Source organism: Acinetobacter sp. YH12097, from assembly GCF_013419225.1.
Classification (GTDB): Bacteria; Pseudomonadota; Gammaproteobacteria; order Pseudomonadales; family Moraxellaceae; genus Acinetobacter; species Acinetobacter amyesii.
The window spans coordinates 1-20,960 of sequence record NZ_VPAN01000016.1 but is presented as its reverse complement, the minus strand read 5'-3'; the positions used below and the strand labels follow the sequence as shown (position 1 = coordinate 20,960).

Annotated in this window: 15 protein-coding genes, 1 tRNA gene and 1 pseudogene; 10 read left to right on the top strand and 7 right to left on the bottom strand. The window is 37.9% G+C overall.

Going from position 1 to position 20,960, the window contains the following annotated elements; genetic code table 11:
* Nucleotides 1-58: 58 nt before the first annotated feature.
* Entirely contained in the window at nt 59-934 is an 876-nt protein-coding gene (gene tsf / locus FTU37_RS08740; protein ID WP_078190313.1) for a translation elongation factor Ts, read from the top strand.
* Nucleotides 935-1,108: 174 nt separating this feature from the next.
* Nucleotides 1,109-1,618, top strand: coding sequence for a DUF3465 domain-containing protein (locus FTU37_RS08735; RefSeq protein ID WP_168378020.1), 510 nt, complete (start codon nt 1,109-1,111; stop codon nt 1,616-1,618).
* A gap of 253 nt (nt 1,619-1,871) precedes the next feature.
* Here the strand turns inward: FTU37_RS08735 and FTU37_RS08730 are convergent, their stop codons facing one another.
* From FTU37_RS08730 to FTU37_RS08700, 7 genes are all read right to left on the bottom strand, one after another.
* Nucleotides 1,872-2,327 (bottom strand): DUF962 domain-containing protein, encoded by a 456-nt coding sequence (locus FTU37_RS08730; protein ID WP_180124190.1) that lies wholly within the window; start codon nt 2,325-2,327, stop codon nt 1,872-1,874.
* Between the two features lie 152 nt (nt 2,328-2,479).
* Nucleotides 2,480-3,094, bottom strand: a complete 615-nt coding sequence (locus FTU37_RS08725; RefSeq protein ID WP_078190310.1) for a septal ring lytic transglycosylase RlpA family protein — start codon at nt 3,092-3,094, stop codon at nt 2,480-2,482.
* A gap of 286 nt (nt 3,095-3,380) precedes the next feature.
* The gene (gene mltB, locus FTU37_RS08720; protein WP_180003226.1) at nt 3,381-4,382 is read right to left on the bottom strand and encodes a lytic murein transglycosylase B; all 1,002 of its coding nucleotides are present in this window, start codon (nt 4,380-4,382) and stop codon (nt 3,381-3,383) included.
* A 790-nt stretch (nt 4,383-5,172) separates the two neighbouring features.
* Entirely contained in the window at nt 5,173-5,823 is a 651-nt protein-coding gene (locus FTU37_RS08715; protein ID WP_078190308.1) for a hypothetical protein, read from the bottom strand.
* A gap of 17 nt (nt 5,824-5,840) precedes the next feature.
* Complete coding sequence (queF, locus tag FTU37_RS08710; RefSeq protein WP_180054993.1) at nt 5,841-6,659, bottom strand: NADPH-dependent 7-cyano-7-deazaguanine reductase QueF; 819 nt, start codon at nt 6,657-6,659, stop codon at nt 5,841-5,843.
* Complete coding sequence (locus tag FTU37_RS08705; RefSeq protein ID WP_180124189.1) at nt 6,659-7,432, bottom strand: ABC transporter permease; 774 nt, start codon at nt 7,430-7,432, stop codon at nt 6,659-6,661. The genes queF and FTU37_RS08705 overlap by 1 nt, the downstream gene beginning before the upstream one ends.
* Nucleotides 7,429-8,364, bottom strand: coding sequence for an ABC transporter ATP-binding protein (locus FTU37_RS08700; protein ID WP_180124188.1), 936 nt, complete (start codon nt 8,362-8,364; stop codon nt 7,429-7,431). Before FTU37_RS08700 ends, FTU37_RS08705 begins: the two co-directional genes overlap by 4 nt.
* Before the next feature lie 179 nt (nt 8,365-8,543).
* Here FTU37_RS08700 and FTU37_RS08695 point away from each other — a divergent pair.
* The 8 genes and pseudogenes from FTU37_RS08695 (at nt 8,544) to FTU37_RS08660 (ending at nt 20,774) form a co-directional block, all read left to right on the top strand.
* A tRNA-Arg gene (locus FTU37_RS08695) sits at nt 8,544-8,619 on the top strand.
* A gap of 162 nt (nt 8,620-8,781) precedes the next feature.
* Nucleotides 8,782-10,008 (top strand): integrase arm-type DNA-binding domain-containing protein, encoded by a 1,227-nt coding sequence (locus tag FTU37_RS08690; RefSeq protein WP_180005991.1) that lies wholly within the window; start codon nt 8,782-8,784, stop codon nt 10,006-10,008.
* A gap of 292 nt (nt 10,009-10,300) precedes the next feature.
* On the top strand, nt 10,301-13,474 hold the full coding sequence (locus FTU37_RS08685) for a type VI secretion system Vgr family protein (protein WP_180124187.1): 3,174 nt from the start codon (nt 10,301-10,303) through the stop codon (nt 13,472-13,474).
* Nucleotides 13,475-13,489: 15 nt separating this feature from the next.
* Nucleotides 13,490-18,364, top strand: a complete 4,875-nt coding sequence (locus FTU37_RS08680; protein WP_180124186.1) for an RHS repeat-associated core domain-containing protein — start codon at nt 13,490-13,492, stop codon at nt 18,362-18,364.
* Between the two features lie 10 nt (nt 18,365-18,374).
* On the top strand, nt 18,375-18,881 hold the full coding sequence (locus FTU37_RS08675) for a hypothetical protein (RefSeq protein ID WP_180007377.1): 507 nt from the start codon (nt 18,375-18,377) through the stop codon (nt 18,879-18,881).
* Between the two features lie 25 nt (nt 18,882-18,906).
* Nucleotides 18,907-19,704, top strand: a pseudogene (locus tag FTU37_RS08670) (RHS repeat domain-containing protein); the annotation flags it as partial.
* A gap of 16 nt (nt 19,705-19,720) precedes the next feature.
* A complete protein-coding gene (locus tag FTU37_RS08665) occupies nt 19,721-20,239 on the top strand; it encodes an SMI1/KNR4 family protein (RefSeq protein WP_168378010.1) in 519 nt (172 codons plus the stop codon).
* Nucleotides 20,211-20,774, top strand: coding sequence for an SMI1/KNR4 family protein (locus FTU37_RS08660; protein ID WP_180124184.1), 564 nt, complete (start codon nt 20,211-20,213; stop codon nt 20,772-20,774). Before FTU37_RS08665 ends, FTU37_RS08660 begins: the two co-directional genes overlap by 29 nt.
* The last annotated feature ends 186 nt before the right edge of the window (nt 20,775-20,960 follow it).

The following is a 20,960-nucleotide window of genomic DNA, read 5'->3' as shown; positions in this document are numbered from 1 at the left end:
CTCTGGGCCGTTTCTGTTCTAAAAAGAATTCATTTTCTACCGTATTTAGGAGATTAACATGACTGCAGTTACAGCAAGCATGGTTAAAGAATTGCGCGATCGTACTGGTCTTGCAATGATGGAATGTAAAAAAGCATTAACAGAAGCGGGCGGTGACATCGAATTAGCGATCGACAACCTTCGTAAATCTGGTCAAGCTAAAGCTGCTAAAAAAGCGGGTAACATTGCTGCTGACGGCGCGATCACTATCGCTCAAGAAGGCAACAAAGCAATCCTTGTAGAAGTTAACTGTCAAACTGACTTCGTTGCTAAAGACGAAAACTTTGCTGGTTTCTCTGCTAAAGTTGCTGCTGCTGCGCTTGCTGCTGGTGTAACTGACGTTGCTCAAATTGCTGAATTGAAACTTGAAGATGGTGCTACTGTAGAAGAAGCTCGTATCGCGCTTGTTCAAAAAATCGGTGAAAACATCCAAGTGCGTCGTGCTCAAATCGTTGAAGGCGACAACCTTGCAGTTTACAAACACGGTTTAAAAATCGGTGTTGTAGTTGCATACGCTGGTGATGCTGAAACTGGTAAAGGTTTGGCTATGCACATCGCTGCATTCAACCCAGTTGCTGTAAACGAAGCTGGCGTTTCTGCTGAACTTATCGCTAAAGAAAAAGAAATTGCTGAAGCGAAAGCAATTGAATCTGGTAAACCAGCAAACATCGTTGAAAAAATGGTAACTGGTTCAGTTCAGAAATACTTGAACGAAGTTGTTCTTGAGAACCAAATGTACGTTATCGACAACGATAAGAAAGTTGCAGAAGTTCTTAAAGCAACTGGTACTACTGTTGCTAACTTCGTACGTTTCGAAGTTGGTGAAGGTATTGAGAAAAAAGCTGAACTTTCTTTCGCTGAAGAAGTTGCTGCTGCTCAAGCTGCTGCAAAATAATCTCTGATTATTTGTAGAAAAAAGCCCTCGTTTTAGAGGGCTTTTTTTATGGCTGTAGCTTTACTGATTTCAAAGCTATTTAAACTTTATATTGTGTACATTGTTGTTCACAGATTCTATTTTTATCAATTTTAATGACTATAATGAGTTGAAAATTTAGATTTAAACTATCTTATGGCAAACAAAACAAACTTAACCATCGGCGGAATTATTGTTGCGCTTGCAGCAGCTTATTTCGGAATCGATTTACAACAACAAAAAACTGCACCAGTTCAGACGACAGCTGAACAAAACTCACAGCCACAAATAGAACCAGTACAACCCGCAGATGCTCAACAAAAAGGGCAGAGTGCTGAAGATATCATTGCGCATGCATTTAAAAGTAAACTCAGTAATGTTCAGGTTGAAGGTGCAGGTCAAGTGAAAGCGGTACTACGAGATGATAATGAAGGTAGTCGCCATCAAAAGTTCATTTTGACCTTAAATAATGGTCAAACGCTTTTGGTCGCGCATAATATCGATCTTGCTCCACGAATTGACGACTTGCAAAAAGGCGATACAGTTCAATTTTACGGTGAATACGAATATTCAGATAAGGGAGGTGTGATGCACTGGACACATCACGATCCGAATGGACGTCATCAGGATGGTTGGTTAAAGCATCAAGGTAAAACCTATCAATAAAAATCACGTAGTCATTTTTAACTTTAGTCATTTAAATGATCATGATTCAGATGAAGCTATCAACATAAAATTGGATTAACCATATTGAGTAAAAGCCAGTGTTTAAACACTGGCTTTTTGGATGTATAAATAGAAAAAATGATTGGAAATACCAGAGATAAATACACCTATAAACAATAGGGTTTTAAGCATCGAATATGAAGAAAACCGATGTGGAAGAAGTGAAAAAGAGATCTATGAAATTAATCATGCTTTAAATGCTCTTTATTTGCGATTTATGGCGTGCTTTCCAATTACCAAGTACTTTGCCTGCAAATGTATCTAAACACCAAATAGGGCCAATGAGGAGGAATTGGAGATCTTTGAAAAAAGAGGGCTTTTTACCTTCAATTTTATGGCCATAAAATTGACCAATCCATGCGAATACAAAGAGCGTGATATAAAAGCTATATCCAACTGGTAACACCCAAATTAGCCATGCCATGATTAACGTTAACGCGGCCATTGCAACAGCAAGCACAATGTCTAAACGTGCGTAAAAGATAAATGCTAAGGCAAGTAAGACAGCAGTAAGTAGCGCGCTAAAATGTGCCAATATGCCAACGATTGAAAAATAAATCGTGGGTACGCAAATCCAGTGAATAATTTTATTGGTTTTATTTTGATGGCTTTCGCTGTATTCATCAAACCATTCGTTGATTGTTTTCATGATAGTCCTTAATCATGGGGAAAGACTCTAATATAAACAAGAATGGGGGAAGGGTCAAAATCAGGGTTACTGAAGATTAGAAAGGCTAAGAGGCTACAAATAAAAAACCACGCTAGGCGTGGTCTGTTAAATGCAGTCACTTCATTGGAGAATTAAGAATTTGGACCGTCTACGCGTTCAATGCTCACATTTGCAGTACCGGCACTGGTAATACCCAATTGCTTAGCAGCGCCATAAGATAAATCGAGAACACGGTTGCCATGGAATGGACCACGGTCATTTACTTTTACCACGACGCTTTTACCATTATTGCGATTCGTAACACGAATAAAACAATTAAGTGGCAGGCTACGATGTGCTGCTGTAAGTGCGTTCATGTCAAACGTTTCACCGCTTGCTGTTTTACGACCGTGGAATTGACGACCATACCAAGAAGCAGTACCTGTTTGAGTGAACTTACGAACAGTATTCGAAGCGACAGTGTTTAACTTTTCAATCACTGAAGGCTCATCTTCAGGGATTTCGATTTTAGCAGCGATGGTTTGACGACGAATTTTATCGCCAGAACGCTCAGTGATTGAAAGGCTACTTAAATTCGTAAAGTTTGAATTGAAGCTTTGAGCTTCTTTATTCAATACACGAGCTGCAAGACGCGAGTTGTCATTATCATGATTGAATGATGACGACTGAACCATCTCAGCTTGTGACTGACTTAGCGCAACTGCCGTGGCAACCGCTAAGGCATATTTAATAATTGATGACTGCATTGTTTATCTCCCAATGGCATATTTACTGGTTCAACTAAGTCGCTGATATCCATGTAAACACGTCTGATATTTCACTTTTGCAACTACATTTAACGAGATGGATAATATTCATGCCATCGATAGGCTGTCTAGTGTTTAATTAAAATACTTTGAAAATGTCTAAAAAATTAACAATAGTTGGTTAAAAAATAATCAATAATGTAACAAGGTGTTTAAAATGCCGAATAAATACTCATTTTGATGAAAATATTTGTTGACTTTTTTGCTCTATATTAAAAAACCAGTCTTATCGACTGGTAACTTCAGTGCCTAAAAGCCATAGCGCAGTCGCATACATACGGCTTTTGTTATAGGTTGTAATGACCTGAAAATTTGGATAAGTGATGTAATAAATTGGTCCATAACTATCTTGCAATTGGATGACATTGACCAAATCGAGATCATCGATTTTTACCAATGGATTCATAGGGGTTACACCTTGAGCCTTGAGTACACCATAGGGTGTTGGCTGGTTTAAATCCTTTGCAATAATAGCATCTGGGTTGTTTCCACTATAGCGAGCAGCAAAAGCAATCGGTTGATTACGCTGCCAACCATAATTTGCTAGATAATTTGCAATTGAACCAATGGCATCGACAGCCGAATTACGCAGGTCAACATGACCATTGCCATCGTAGTCCACACCAAATTTTGGAATGTTACTTGGCATAAATTGAGGATAACCCACAGCACCAGCATATGAACCGACGACAGAGTTGGTTGGAACACCATCTTTATATGACCAAGCAATCAGTGCAGCAAGTTCATCTTGGAAATATTGCGCACGGCGTTCATAGCCAAAACCAAGGGTCGCCAAAGCATCACGGGTGATAAAATTACCTTTATTGCTGCCGTAGCCTGTTTCAACACCCAAAATGCCTAAAATCACGGATTGAGGCACACCAAATTGTTGTTCTGCACGATTTAAAGTGTCGGCATACTGATTTTTGAAGCGAACACCGCGTTGAATTGTACTTTCAGCTAAAAAGTTGGTTTTGTATTGGTACCAAGGCTTTGATTCGCCAGGTCTATTCATAATGCTAATAATGTTGGGTAGGTTTTTACTACCTTGCATTGCCCAATCAATTTGATTTTCACTCAGACCATAGGTTTGCATTGCATTTTGTTTAAAGCTCGCATATGCCGGATGAGATTGGAAGTCGTTGGCCTGACAAAAACTAGTCAGTGAAAGTGAACCGGCCATAATGGCAATATGTGTTAGTTTTTTATAAAAATTTCGATTTAGCATAAATAAAAAATTTCCAGTTGCTTTAGCGATGAGTATGAACAAAATTTCGAGGGGCAAAGATCCTGAAAATTGTGATGACCTTCTGGTTTCATAGCTCATTAAAGGTAAAGGTTACCAATAGCAACTAAGATACCACTGACAGTGCATGCTTTCATAAATAGATATACAAAAAAAGACAAAGCAAGGGGTTTTTTCGCAGTTAACATATTGAAAAGTGACATATTCATTTACATAACTTGCAAATATTCACAAATCATTTGAAATAAGATGACTCTAAAACTCATGCGTCATAAAAACGCAGAACGAATAAACTTTTATAGCGTTACTAAATGCTGTTTATGTAGCTACGAATGTTGCAGTGTGTGATCTAAAAACTAAGAGGCAGGATTAGAAAAGTACAGGTCTAAAAAGACCCATGTGAAGGTGGTGGTTTATTCACCTCATTGGTGTTTTCGTTAACGCTTCAAAGCACTTGAAAAGGTTGCTATATAAAGTAGAAATATAGACTGAATGATAAAAAAGAAAGAGATTGAATTTTAAAATGGACGCATTGAAATTTAAGCCAAAATGACGGCAAACATTAAAATTTGATCTGTAATCAGGTTCTTTCTTTTCTGTGTGTATTTTTCAAAATTGTACATATAAATATACTGCCTTGTAATAGGGATCGTTTCAAATCCTAGAACTGAATTTGTATGACTATATATAGTCATTATTTTGAGATTCGATTTTATGAGTTTAGCCATAAAAAAAAACCTAGCCGAAGCTAGGTTTTGACGAATAGCGCGATTTACTTGTTAAACATCGCATCATGTGCTTCTGCAAGGGCACCTAGCTCTTCTTTGGTTAGATTTGGGAAAATCTTATCAATCGCGATATGAATTGCTTTAATCACGGCAGAAGAACCGATATCGGCTGCTTTACGTTTAATCATGCCTAAATCGAGTGTTTTATTAAAGTCATTCATAAAATGACGTACTGCAGCTTCAGCAAACTGTTTATACAGCTCACCAAAAGCAGCTTTATTGACATCTACACCTGATTTAATTTCGGCATAACTGTTTTTAAGGTTAGTGACCAGTCCAGCATCTAAGCTCAGACCTACACGATGAGCGCCGACTGTGTCCTGAAATAAACTTCGTTCTGAAAATTCAATGGATTGTTTCACCACATCATTCGGAGATTTACCCAGTAGCTGCTTTAACAATACAGCGACTGTTGATTTGACATAGCCAGCCAGTTTTTCTGCTGTGTCGCGCTTGTCGCTTGCAGGAAACAGATGAACAGGAGCTAATATAGTTGCACCAATGATTTCTTCATTAATCAGCAAAGCTGTTTTATCACGTAAAGGATAAAGTGGTTCACTCGAATTTTTTTTCGCGTGACCAGTTTGGATACTGCTTAGAAGTTCCTCAGAAGGAATAAAACCAAAAAATGGCATCACTAACCTCAATTTTTTTATTGTCGCGCCAATCGAATGGGGCGAGGCATCCATGTTAAATCCGATACACGACAAGGGTTGATATCCAATCCACCACGGCGTGTATAGGCAGCATATACCATCAGCTGACTTGGTTTTAAATGTTGCCAAATATCGGCAAACATTTGCTCCACACATTGTTCGTGGAAACCATTATGCTGACGGTAAGAAATAATATAAGCCAGAATACTACGATAACAAGGCTTAGTGCCTTTATACCTTATAAATACCGTTCCCCAATCAGGTTGACCCGTGACTGGACAGTTACTTCTTAATAAATGTGAATAAAGTTGAATTTCAACTTCATCTTGCGCTGCATCTTCATCTAACGAGAGTAAATCTGCATTTGGATGATTTTCTAACTGGGAGGGTTCTAAGTCATCAATACAGATGCCTTGTGGTTTTGAAATTTCAACATCATCAACATGAAAAAGATCAATAGTCACAGCAGCATTGGCTGCTGCCGATAAGTCTTTTTCAACGGTTGCTTTAAACGCTGCCTGAGAATCAAATTTGGTAAAGTTCATACTATTAAAGTAGAGCTTTAAAGATTTCGATTCGATCAGATTGTCTGTACTTGCAGGCAAAGTTAAACGGCCAATAGCGACTTGAGGCACACCTGAAGCATTTAACCAAGAAATTTCAAAAACATGCCACCAGTCTTTACCTTGGCGGATGCCTTCCACATGGGCATATTGTTCACGTGCAGTGGCACGTGCAATCGGAAACAGAATATCGGGTTGATATTCTGTAGGGTAGTTGGTGTCTTTACCTAAAAGGGATTGTTCTACACTCATTATTCACGCATTCCTGAACCACGAGAAAGTAAATGATACGCCACGCCATATAGTACAACGCAACATGCAGTAATAACTGTCAGTGAAATGCCGACATTCACATCGCTATGGCCCAAAATACCGTAGCGGAAAGCATTGACCATATACATGACAGGGTTGATTAAAGAGAGATTTTGCCAAAAAGGACTCAATGATGAGATGGCATAGAAAACACCGCCTAAATAAGTCAGCGGAGTCAGGACGAAAGTCGGGATAATCGAAATGTCGTCAAAAGATTTTGCATAAACAGCATTAATAAATCCGCCAAGAGAAAACAGTAGCGAAGTAATTAAAACGGTATATATAGTTACGAAGATATTGGTCAGGTGTAATTCAGTAAAAAATAGGCTCATGGCAGTAACAATAAAGCCGACTAAAACACCACGGCAAACGCCACCGATCACATAACCCCAAAGCACCATGTGTAACGGCACCGGGCTCATGATTAATTCTTCGATGCTTTTTTGAAATTTTGCACTAAAGAAACTCGATGACACATTGGCATAGCTGTTGGTAATGACCGCCATCATAATTAAGCCGGGCACGATGAACTGCATATAGCTAAAACCACCCATTTGCCCAATGCGTGAACCGACTAAATTACCGAAAATCACAAAGTACAAACTCATGGTGATCGCCGGTGGGAGAAGGGTTTGCGGCCAAATACGCATGAAACGGCGAATTTCTTTATAAACTAAGGTGTAGAGGGCAATACACAGTTGGTTAAAATTCATTGTGCTGCACCTTCAAGATTTTTTTCGACCATACGGACAAACAGTTCTTCTAGTCGGTTAGATTTATTACGCATACTACGAACCTGAATACCTTGAGATTCCATGAGTTGGAATAGATCATTTAAGGTATGGGCTTTATCCATAGTGACCTCTAAAGTGACGGGGTCAACTAAGTTGAAACGAACACCAATAATTTCAATATGGATCGGTTCAATGGGTTCGGCTAAATCGAAAATAAAGGTTTCTTCATTTAACTGACTGAGGAAACCTTTCATGCTGGTGTCTTCTTTAATTACACCACGGTCAATAATTGCGATTCGACGACACAACATTTCTGCTTCTTCTAAATAATGTGTCGTTAAAATAATAGACGTACCTTTTTCGTTCATTTCTGTGAGGAAATCCCACATCGAACGGCGTAGCTCAATGTCAACACCAGCAGTCGGCTCATCTAAAATCAGTAGTTTAGGTTCGTGCATCATGGCACGTGCAATCATTAAACGACGCTTCATACCGCCAGACAGCATACGCGCTTGAGTGGCACGTTTATCCCACAAACCCAGTTTTTCTAAATATTCTTCGGCACGTTGTTCGGCAACTTTTTTAGGAATACCGTAATAGCCTGCTTGTGTGACCAAAATGTCAAAGGTCTTTTCAAACTGACCAAAGTTAAATTCTTGCGGCACAACCCCTAAGCATTGCTTGGCTTGAGATGGATGTGTATCCAAATTGTGCCCAAAAATTTCTACTGTACCTGCCGTTTTTTTGGTGAGAGAACTGATGATGCTAATGGTTGTAGATTTACCTGCACCATTGGGTCCAAGTAGGGCATAAAACTCGCCTTCAGAAACGGTCAAATTAATTCCTTTTAGTGCTTGGAAACCATTTCGATAGGTCTTTGACACGTCCCTTAACGTCAATGCATCAGTCATGAAATTCTCACTTGAGGAATAGAGTCACTATTGTGAGCGATCTGAGCCAATAAACCAAGTAAGTTACATGGAATTCTATGTTGCAAGTTTGGAACATTGTTTAAAGCATAAGCATAAAAATACGTAACTTATATATAGTTACTTTACCTTCAGCAATTTTTTGTTATGATGTGCAGCGCGCGCTCATAGCTCAACTGGATAGAGTACAGGTCTCCGAAGCCTGTGGCGTGGGTTCGAGTCCCGCTGAGCGCACCATTTCTTTGTTTGATCACATCCGAATTAATCCTAATATTATTAAAAATTAATAACTTATATCTACTTATTGTCCGATAATGTCCGAGGGCGTTTTAGGATACCGTAATCTTTTACGGTATTTTTTACGGTACATTCCATTTCTGACAAAAATATACCGTAAAAATGCCTAGATTAGTTATCAGTCTGACTGACTCAAAAATTAAGTCTGCAATATCAATGCAAAAGAAATCATTTGAAAAGAATATTAAGCTTTCAGATGGTGGTGGCCTTTATCTATTGTTAGATAGAAAAGGTGGGGCATATTGGCGTTTTGATTATATTCGCCCAATCTCTAAGAAAAGAGCCACTATAGCTATAGGTATTTATCCAAGTTGTACATTGGCGAGAGCTCGCGCAAAACGAAGTGAGTTTAGAGAACTGCTTGCGCAGAATATTGACCCAGCAATTCAAAAGCAAGATAAACAGTCCCAATGTCGAAATAATAGTTTTAGATCAGTAGCAGATGAATACCGTAAGACTGAAGAGCTGGAACCAAGTACACAACGTCGGAATCAGTTTATATGGGATAAGCTTTATGTTGCTATTGGTGAGTTCCCCATTGATTCGATAACAGCCACTCAAATTTTGGAAGTATGCCGTCTTTATGAAAGACAAGGTAAGACTGACTCAGCGAAGCGAATGAGAAGTAAAGCATCTCAGGTGTTTCGGTATGCGATTGCTTTGGGCTTATGTCAATTTAACGTTGCTGACCAAATTAGCGGTATTTTGAAGGTGGGTAAAACTAAGCATCGAGCGGCTATTACTGATGAGCAAAAGCTAGGACAACTATTAAAGAATATTAATACACATGCAGGTCGTGGGGATATTGCTATTGATTATGCAGTCAAAATCTTACCCCATGTATTTGTGCGTCCTGGAGAATTACGTGCAGCAAAATGGGCAGATATCGATTTTAAAAATAGAACATGGAGTTATACACCGCCTAAGACCAAAAATCAGACAGCCCTACAACATATTGTTCCTTTGTCTGATCAAGTCTTGAAGCTGTTCCAAGAATTGAATTACATCACGGGACATACAGAATATTGTTTCGTATCTATGCGGGATAAAAGCAAAACTATCAGTGAATCGACTATTAACAAGCGCTTGAAACAATATGGCTTTGAAAATGGAGAAACGACAGGGCATGGATTCCGAGCAACTGCCCGAACTTTGTTAGATGAAGTTTTAAAATTTCCTATTGAGCGTATAGAGCAGCAGCTTGCTCATCAGGTTAGGGATATGCACGGAAGGGCATACAACCGTACAAAGTATTTGGAAGAGCGCAAAGGCATGATGCAAGCATGGTCTGATTATTTGGATCAATTAATGTATAAAAATGTAGAGTAGTTAATTTAATACATATTAGCGAATTGTAGTTTCAGTTAAGTTGACGCCACCTCCAAATTGGAGTGGATCAATGCTTTTGGAATAAGACATTTGTCCTTCATTATTATTTTTAGAACTTAATGAGATTATTCGGTGTCCCCCCTTAATGAAATAAAAGTGTTAAAGATAATTTAGACTAAGGCCTGCAACAAAAAGAGACACAAAGTGTCGCTTAAATATAAATCAATATAGACTAAACAAGACCGAATTTAGTAAAATTGGCCACAGATTAAACCTACAAAAACTAAATAGAATGCCCAATAATATTTATGCTGAATTAGAGCAACTTGGACTTACCGCACAAAAACGTGCAATACACGTACAGTTGAGTAACGGCACGCTCAACGACCAAGTCTTCCTTCAGCGTATTGAAGGCACGCATGAATTAAATAAGGGTATTCATTTACAACTCATCTGCCTTTCGACCTCAGCGAATATACCTTTAAAGCAGTTCATTGGTGCACAAACAGCAATTGATATTGTCAACGACAAATCCGAACTCAATCGTATTTCTGGTATTGTGACCAAAGCCGATATTGGTGCAAGTGATGGATCGCTCACGATTTATCGCTTAACCGTAGAGGACCCAACAGCACTCTGGAAACACCGTCGAAACTCACGCGTGTTCATGAATAAATCTGTGGTTGACGTAGTGCAAACCATCTTCTCTGAGTGGCAACAAAAAAGTCCATTATTTGCTTCAAGTCTGACATTGTATAAAAGTGGACTCACTAAAGACTACGATATTCGTCCATTCATCATGCAGATGAATGAACGGGATATAGACTTTATTCAACGGCTTCTCGCATCTGAAGGTATTAACTGGTTAATTGATGAAGCACAACTGAAAGTCTCCAGTTCAAGTGAACAAATTCAACCCCAAAAACTCCGTTTGATTGATGATAATGCCCAGTACAAAGCTTTGGATCGACGTAATATTCGCTTCCATAGAAGCTCGGCAGTAGAACAAACTGATTCGATCACCAATTTTATTGGACAGCGTAGTATTCAACCGACTGCGGTTCACATCCAACGCTGGCAAGCTGATGCACTCGAAACCGAAGAAGGCGCAGGCTCAGTACAAAGCAAACACAGCCATAGTGAAAACCAAGACAATGTAAGCCTTGGCTTAGAACAGGCATGGCACTTTTCCCCTGCATGGATACAAGACCTCAAAGGTGAAGATGGTGCAACCAAATCAGGCAATAGTCAGATTGAAAAGTTTAATGAAAACCTGAGTAACTACTACGACTCACAAGCCAAACAATTTACTGCAACCTCAACCGTGCGTGATGCACAGGTAGGTTACTGGTTTGAATTCAATGAACACCCAGAAATTGATGAACATGATGGCGCGGATAAAGAATTCCTAATTACTGCTAAGTCATTTTATAATCAGAATAATCTTCCCAAAGACTTAACCGATCAAGTCACAGCCTTGCTTAAACAAAGTAATTGGCAACAAGTTGATATTCAAACCAATAACCAAGATGAACGTCAAGCTAACAACCTCGTATTGCAACGACGTAATATTGCCACCGTTCCTGAGTATAATCCTCTCACCCAAAGACCAACAGCACATCCCATGCGTGCCAAAGTGGTGGGTTTAAGTGGAGAAGAAATTCATGTCGATGAATGGGGACGCATCAAAGTTCGATTCCTATTCACCCGAAATGAAGATAATACTCATGATGGTGGTGCGGGCTCAAACGACAATGACACCGATTCCGCTTGGGTCGATGTACTGACGCCATGGGCAGGTGAAGGCTATGGAGCAAGATTCCTACCTCGTGTGAATGAGATTGTTGTCATCGACTTCTTTGATGGCAATATTGACCGCCCTTTTGTCATCGGACGTATTCACGAAGCACAACGTAGTCCAACCAAATTCGATAGCAAAGGAAAACTACCTGATACCAAAAAACTGGCAGGTATTCGTTCTAAAGAAGTCAAAGGTGAAGGCTTTGGGCAACTACGCTTTGATGACACTACAGGACAAATCAGCACCCAACTGCAAAGCAGTCACGGTGCAACACAACTTAACTTAGGTAAGTTGAGTCATCCTAAAGACAAAGCTGAAAGCGAAGATCGTGGTGAAGGTTTTGAACTGCGTACGGATCAATGGGGTGCAATCCGTGCAGGGCAAGGTTTACTGGTAAGTACCTATAAACAAGACCAAGCCAAAGGTGAACATCTCGATGCTGAAATTGCCAAGAAACAACTGGAAGGCAGTCAGACCAACAGCAAGGCTTTAAGTGACATTGCCAAAAACCAAAAAACCGATGAAATCGAATCAGTTGAACAACTGAAAGAATTTGCTGAACAGCTTGAACAAAAGATCGCAAAATTTAAAAAAGCGGTACTTTTACTCAGTTCACCTGATGGTATTGCATTGAGCACACCTGAAGATATTCATCTTTCTGCGGGTGCACAGATCAACCAGATTGCAGGCGATAGTATCAACTTCAGTACGCAAAAGAACTGGATAGCACAAGCACAAAATAAGCTCAGCTTATTTGCTGCGCAAGGTGGGATCAAAGCTGTAGCTGCACAAAGTAAAGTTGAAATACAAGCGCAGTCGGATGCTTTGAATGTATTGGCTAAAATGGGAATTACCATTTCTTCGACAGATGACAAAGTGGTGATTAGCAGTCCGAAAGAAGTTCAGATCACAGGTGGATCTTCTCAAATCACTTTAAATGGTTCAGGGATATTTCAGAAAACAGGTGGGAAGTTTGAAGTTAAGGCTGGGCAGCATGTATTCCAAGGTGGGGCGAGTGTTAGTGCTAAATCTAGTTTACCTCCACCGCCGAAACGTGCTCAGGGTATCTTAGAATTGATTCATGACTATACACATGGCGAGTTCGTCAAAGCTGGTGAATACACAGTTACAGATACTTTAGGTAAAGTGGTTAAGGGTAAACTTGATGACAAAGGTTTTGCCCGTGTATCTGGATTGGCTGCTGGTGCAGTTAAAATTAACTTTGAAGATGATAAACGTGATCCTTGGGATGTAGCGAGTGATTTTAAACGTGAAGTTGAGTGGCCAAATAAAAATGATCCTGATTTAGCAGAAACAGCTTCAATTTTAGAAAGTGTAAGTAGAAAAGCACAATCTGCTTTAGGTGATTTTGCTAAGCAACTCAAAGATCCTAAAAGTTTGATGAAAAATATTGAATTAGCTAAAAAAATTAAATCAGATGGTGCAAAAACGCTGCTTCCGATGATCAATAGCCAAGCTCAAGGGCTAGTTTCAGAAACAATTTCAAGTTTATTGCCGATTACACAATCAAAAGGTGGTTTGATGGTAAATATGGGGGGAGGCTTTATCGCTTCACAAACTAGTGGGTCAAACCTGACGAGTATAAGTGGTATTGCTCAAAATAACTTACCTCAGTATTTAAAAAGCCCTTTTGATAAAAATTGATAGAGAATAAATAGAATGGCTCAAGCTAAAACAGAAGTCGTAAAACCACTTAATGAAGTGGCAATTGCAGATATTAATAATTCTAAGCAAAAAATTGATAAGTGGTTAAAAGATCATACCCATCAACTTGTGGGATTAGACCTTGTTAGTAATGTATTGGGTACAGTTCCAATTATTGGCAATGTTATGGCTGCAATTGATGTGGTGACTGACATTCTTCATATTTATGATAAGGGCTATCAAAAGGCGGATGTCTTTGATTGGACAACCGTGGGTATTGATTTAATTGGTGTTGCCCCTGTTCCTGGTACAACAGCTATTCGTACTTCAGCTCGACCAGCTTTATTCTTAGTCCGCCAAGAAGTTAAAAGAGTTGGCAAATCTGCACTAACTGAAGCTGTTATCACAGTCATTGGTAAACATCTTAATGATCAAGTTGCAGGAAATATTGAGAAGTTTTGTAAAACAGGATTGACACAACTTAATACAATTTTAGGGAAATGTGGGGATACCATACAAGGAGCTACCACTGAAATTAATGGTGGTATTACTCGCGTTGTAACACAAGGTAAAGTATTTACCAACGCAGGTTCTAATCTAACGCGAGCACAGCAACAGGCGGTAGGTATTGCAAAAGGTTTGCAAAGCGGAGACCTGACTCGTGCAGGAAAAAACCTTGTATATATGACAGAAAATTGGGGTAAAGCATTATTTAAATCCAATGTAAATAATAATGCAAAAGTAGTTTCAATGTTGGTTCCCCAAAATTTAAAACAACCTGTTTTAAATGTAGGTGCAACAATTGGTAAAGTTGGTGTTACCGCCAATCAAAAAATCAGAAAACTTGGGAATAAAGCAGAACCGCAAACGATAGGTTGGTTATTTGAAGTCCTAAGAGTAGGTGCTGGACGTTTCAGAAAGAATAATAAGTCAGCCCAAGTCAAAGCAACACAGACCACACAAGCAAAGAATGATAAAAATAACGCTAAATTAGAAAAATCAAGAAATGAACATCAGGCAACAAATAATGCCAATCAATGTAAGAACTGTAATGGCAGTACGGCAAAATCTATCACCTTTGCAATGGGTACAGAATTTTTAACACATGCCGATGCTCAGATTCATTCTTTAATTCCTGAAATGTTGATGCGTTCTTACGTTTCTAACTTATATCAATACGATGATTCAATTTTTGGCGCACGTTGGACTACACCATTTAGCAGTAAAATTGTGCCTTGTACCCAATATAATGAAAAGAACCCTAAAGAGAATACGGTTTTAAAGGGATGGGAATACATTGGTGTAGATGGACGTCCAATCAAGTTGAAAGAATTAAAGGTTGGGCAAAGTTTTTATGATGAGGTAGAGACATTCACTTATACAGTTGTCTCTGACGAAATTCGGGCAATTACTTTTGGTTCAAATGAATCACGTTATTATCAAAAATATAATAATGAATATCGACTTACATCAATAGAGCGACAAAATGGATTTAGTGTCGGATTACGCTATGACCATGTATTTGACGATCAAAGTTATTTGTCAGACATCATTTTTAAACAAGACCAAAAAGTTTTAGCACATCTAGCATTACAATTAAATCAATATGGCTTGGTAGAAGCGGTATGGTTAGTCGAAGATGGACAACTTAAACGACAACTCTCCGCCTATGTTTATAATGATCAACGCGATTTGATTCAAGCAACCAATGAATTTGGCGCATCATACCAATATACTTATCAGCATCATCTTCTAACTCGTTATACCGATTTAACCCAACGTGGTATGAATCTGAAATGGGATGGGAAATTACCAAGCTCAAAAGCGATTGAAGAATGGGCAGATGATTATAGTTCAGCTCGAAAACTGGAGTGGGACGAAAATGTACGTGTCACCTCAGTAACGGATGTTGAGGGAAATGTTACTGAACATTATTACGGTATCACTGGTTATACCTACCGTATTATTTATCCTGATAATTTACAAGAATGGTTCTTTAGGGATGATGCTAAAAACATTACCTCTCATGTAGCCACAGATGGAAGTGAAACAACATACTCGTATGATGAACGCGGTAATGTTTTAACGACAACCCAAGCTGATGGCGCTACCAGTTATTTTGAATACGATGACAAAGACAACCTCATTGGTATGGTCGATGCTGAACAAGGTCGTTGGTTTAAAGAGTACGACGGTTCAGGAAATTTAATAAAAGAAATTGATCCGCTGAAACATGAAACTGCTTATGCCTATAATGGGATGGGTTTAGTGACATCAATCACCGATGCCAAAGGTGGCTCTAAAGCCCTGAAATACGATGATCAAGGGAATTTGCTTAGCTATACTGACTGTTCAGGCAAAGAAACAAAATGGCAATATGATGAACGTGGGCGTGTTAAATCCGTAGAAAATGCGCTAAAACAAAAAGTCGAATATTTCTATACAGAATTTAGTGCTGAGAAGCGTGAGTCAATCATCAAAGGCTTACCTTTAAATGCCTTTGGTCAGCTTGAAAAAATCAAACATGCTGATGGGACTGAAGAACATTTTGTCCATGATGCTGAAGGACGTTTATTAGTCCATATTGATCCAAAGCAACAGCAGACACGCTATGAATACGATGCAGCAGGTTTAATAACCAAACGCATCGATGCATTAAACCATACGCTAAAATATCAATGGGATCGTTTAGGACGTCTAAAACGATTGACGAATGAAAATGGTGCAAGTTACGAATTTGTTTACGATGCTGGCGGTCGTTTGATTAAGGAAATTGATTTCGATGGCAAAGAAACAATTTATCATTATGATGAGTTAAATGGTCGACTCACCACAAGTATCGAGGTTGCGTCAGCTTATGGACAAGATTTAAAAGATCGGGCAGCACCGAAAGACCGCATACAGCAATTCATCTTTGACAGTATGGGACGTTTGGAACAACGTACCGCAGGCTATGGGCACTATGGCTTAGAACTAGAAGAGAAACAGACTGAAGAATTTGCTTACGATTACATGGGACGTATTCTGCATGCCAAGAATGCAGAAAGTAACCTACAATGGTTCTACGATGCTGCGGGTAATGTGATCAAAGAACACCAACAGGATTATAAGAGCAACACAACAGCGGTATGGAAACACAGCTACGATGAAATCAATGATCGAATCAAAACTATTCGACCAGATGGACAAAACATTGATTGGCTCACCTACGGTACAGGTCATGTACAAAGCCTGATTGTCAATGGACAGGATTTAGTCAGCTTTGAACGAGATGACCTACACCGTGAAGTTGTACGACACTACGCGAATGGAATCAGCCAAGAACAACAATTTGATCTTGCGGGACGCTTACACAGCCAAATCATGCTCAATGAACATGACAATGGCTACCAAAGCCAGTACAAAGAAAAAAATAACCAACAGAACAATGCGCTGCAACAGACCAGTCAATTGATTCAACGACTGTATCAATACGATAAAACAGGTGAATTGACTGCGATCAAGGATACACGACGTGGTAACATTGCCTACAAATACGATCCTGTAGGACGTTTACTTGAAGCAAGCAGTAAACTCGGTAAAGAGACCTTTAACTTTGACCCTGCTAGTAACATCATAGATCGTTACAATGATGATAAAGCGCAAAATCATGACCAAAGCCACCAACAACAAACAGAAGAAAAAGGCTTTGGCTACAACCGTCTAGTCAATAACGTGGTGAAAGAATATCTCGACCAACAATACCAATATGATGCATACGGGCAACTCATTCGACAAAAATCTACGCAAGGTGATTTAAACCTTGAGTGGGATGTGTATGGACGCATGATCAAAAGCCGTAACAGCCAATACACCGCAGAATATCGTTATGACGCTTTAGGTCGTCGTATCCAAAAACGTAGTAAACATCACCATACAGGTGATGAACATAACATCATCTATGGATGGGATGGCGACACATTGGCTTATGAATCAACGGAAGAAGCCACAAAGCATTACATCTACGAAAAAGACAGCTTTGTACCTATGCTACAAGCGGTCTATCAAAGCCCAATAGAGTTACACCAAACGCCTGATTGGTCAGACAAGCCGTATAACGTGCATCGTGATCCATTGTGGAGAACTACGAAGCAAAGTAAAGGCTTTGATGATGTATGGTTCTACCATTGTGACCATTTAGGTACACCACAAGAAATGACTGACCATACAGGTTCGATCATTTGGAAAGCTGAGTATAAGGCTTGGGGTGAATGTAAGGCTGAAAAGGCTAAATCGAATTTCTTTGAAAATTCAGAAATTATTTCAAACAACATTCGTTTTCAAGGTCAGTATTTCGATTTAGAAACAGGACTTCACTACAACCGTTATCGCTATTACTCGCCTTATGTGGGGAGATATGTAAGTAAAGATCCGATTGGGTTGTTAGGTGGGTTTAATACTTTTGTTTATGTATCAGATCCTAATGGATGGGTTGATCCTTACGGTCTTTATGGTACGAGAGGAAAACAAAATCGCATGCCAGGCGATAAGCACATGCCAACAAAACAAGGATATCAGCGCCAACATATTATCCCTTATTCTTTGAAAGACCATGAAATTTTTGCTAAATCAGGAATGAATATTAATGGATCGTCTAACCTTATGTACATGCCTGTATGTGAAGGAATTGATAAAAATGAAAAGCTTGGTTTACATCGAGGTTGGACTTCAGAGCATGCAGAATATAATAGAAAAGTTGAAAGAAAACTGGATGCAATACAAGCAAGATCCCGTGGGCAAAATTGGGATTATAGAAAATATCAAAGTGAAGTGTTAAATTTACAAAGAGAATTGAGAGCAGGGACGAAAAATGGTATTTATACTTGCGCATTACCTTTGAAAAAGAAATAGGACTAAAATTATGAATTTTTACACAATTTATCCATCCGAACATGTAGATCGAGATTTTTCTTTTTACTTAAAAGGAAATCAAGACAAAGTTGTTGACTATTTTAAGTTTAATGATAGTAGCACAGGATTTCTAAAGAATCCTAGAATCAATATGACATATGATAATGACTTTGAAGGTAATTTAGATGAAATACTAAATACTGACTTTTATTATTCTGCTTCAGGTATTTTATTATTTTCGAAAAATTTTTATGAAAAGTTGAAAGATGAATTAGCTTCAGAATGTGATTTCTTTAGATGTTTAGTTAATAATACTGAGTCAGATATTTATGCGTTATATATCAAAAATACTGTGAATATATTAGATGATGATGAAAAAATAATAGAAACTAAGAACATAGATTCAACTTTTATCTTAAAAGATAAATCTAAACCATACATTTATATGGTTACTGAAAAATTTGTAAAATTAGTAGAAGAAAATAAGTTAGAAATGCAGTTTTTAGATTTTAAATGATAATTTCATTCAAGCCGCTGGTTGATCAGATAAACCCGATAGTGTACATCGTGATCCATTGTGGAAAACCACAAAACAAAGCAAAGGTTTTGATGATGTCTGGTTCTATCACTTTGACCACTTAGGTACACCGCAAGAAATGACTGACCATACAGGTTCGGTCATTTGGAAAGCTGAGTATAAAGCTTGGGGTGAATGTAAAGCAGAGAAAGTGAAATCAAACTTCTTTGAAAATAGTGAAATCATTTCAAATAATATTCATTTTCAAGGGCAGTATTTCGACCAAGAAACAGGATTGCATTACAACCGTTATTACTCACCTTGTGTGGGAAGGTTTGTAAGTAAAGATCCTATAGGACTAAGTGGTGGGTATAATATTTATGCCTATGCTCCCAATCCAATACAATGGACAGATGCTTTAGGATTGGCTAAAACACCCACTAGAACTTTACAAAGAAATTGGAAGAATTATGTAGGATGCAAACATACAAATTCTGATATTCATCACGGTTTCCCAGAGGAATATGCCGAAAAATTCAAAGAGTTAGCCGGTATTGATGTAAACAATCCACAGTATTACTATAATTTGCCAAAAGAGAAACACACTAAAACTCCAGGGATACATACTAATGGGTCTAGGACAGGGCAAAATTGGAATAAAACATGGGGAGGAATATTGAATCAAGTAGAAGCTATGAATTTGAGTAAAGCAGAGTCTAAAAAGATGCTTGAACAGACTTTGAGAGGACTAGCTAGAAAGGAAAGAATTAGTAAGCATAATGCCACAGCCGTTAAAGGTGCCAATTTGTGTTGCTGTAGTTAATTATAAGGAGTTGTAAATGTTCGATAAAGTATTTGAAATTGATGAAATAAAAGAAATTTTTATTCAACGTAAAAGCGCGTTAAAAAAAATTAATAAAATAACTGTAAATGACGATTTTTATTTAAATTTTTTAAGTGAATTTCAAACTACAGAATTTATACCGGATATAATAATATTTGGATATGAAGAAGCAATTAAAGAAAATAAATATGTTGAGGAAATCAACCCTTTTATTAGTGAAAATTTTTGGATGATTGGTCGTACAGGTCAAGGTGATGAGTGGTTTATTGATAAAGTTAAAGGAGGGATATCGTTCTATGATCACAATCAAGGAGACTATGCGGATATAAGTCAATTTCAAAAACTTAATATTGATTTTACCGATTTTGTGAAAATGGCTTTTTTATTTAGAGAGCTAGAAAACGAATTGGACCGAGAAGAAAATATATCTCATGAAAATCAAAAAAAATTCATTAATCAAATAAATTCAATAAAAAAAGGATTATATGAATTATATCCATTTAAATACTTTTAAGCTAATGATTTATAAAAATATTAAATTTGAAAAAATTTCAAAAAGTGAACAACAGCTTCAATCATTGTCATTAATTGGAATTAATTATGATAAAAGATTAAAAAAAATGCTATTGGAAGAATATAAGAAACCCTCAGAAGTTAATGATGTTATGCTCAATCAATTTGAGGGAGAGTCTGGTATTAACTTTCCAATTGAATACAAAAAATTTTTACTAACAACAAATGGTGGTAGCCCCTCAAAAGATACATTTGATACTTCTCCAAAAAATAATCGAGTAATACAAAACTTTTTTACATTAAATTCAAAAGTAGTCTCATATACATTAAAACATAATAATAGTGGAGAACTAATATCATTCCCTAAATACTATTATGCTATTGCGTATACTGTAAATGGTGATTTTATTATGTTAAATGTTGATGATGATTCTAATGATTATGGTGGTGTTTATATATATTTTCATGATAAAGAAAACTCTTTAAAAAAAATAGCATCTTCATTTGATGATTTTTTAGATAAATTGCATGACTGATTTGATAAATTGATATACGCTGAATTATCAGGAGACTTTCCCTTGGGAGATTTAAAGAGTGATATACGCTGAATTATCAGGAGACTTTCCCTTGGGAGATTCTAGGCAGCCAACTTATAAAAGTCTTCGGCCATTTGATTTGGTGTCTTAAAACCCAAACCCTTTTGAATTCTTCGATGATTATAA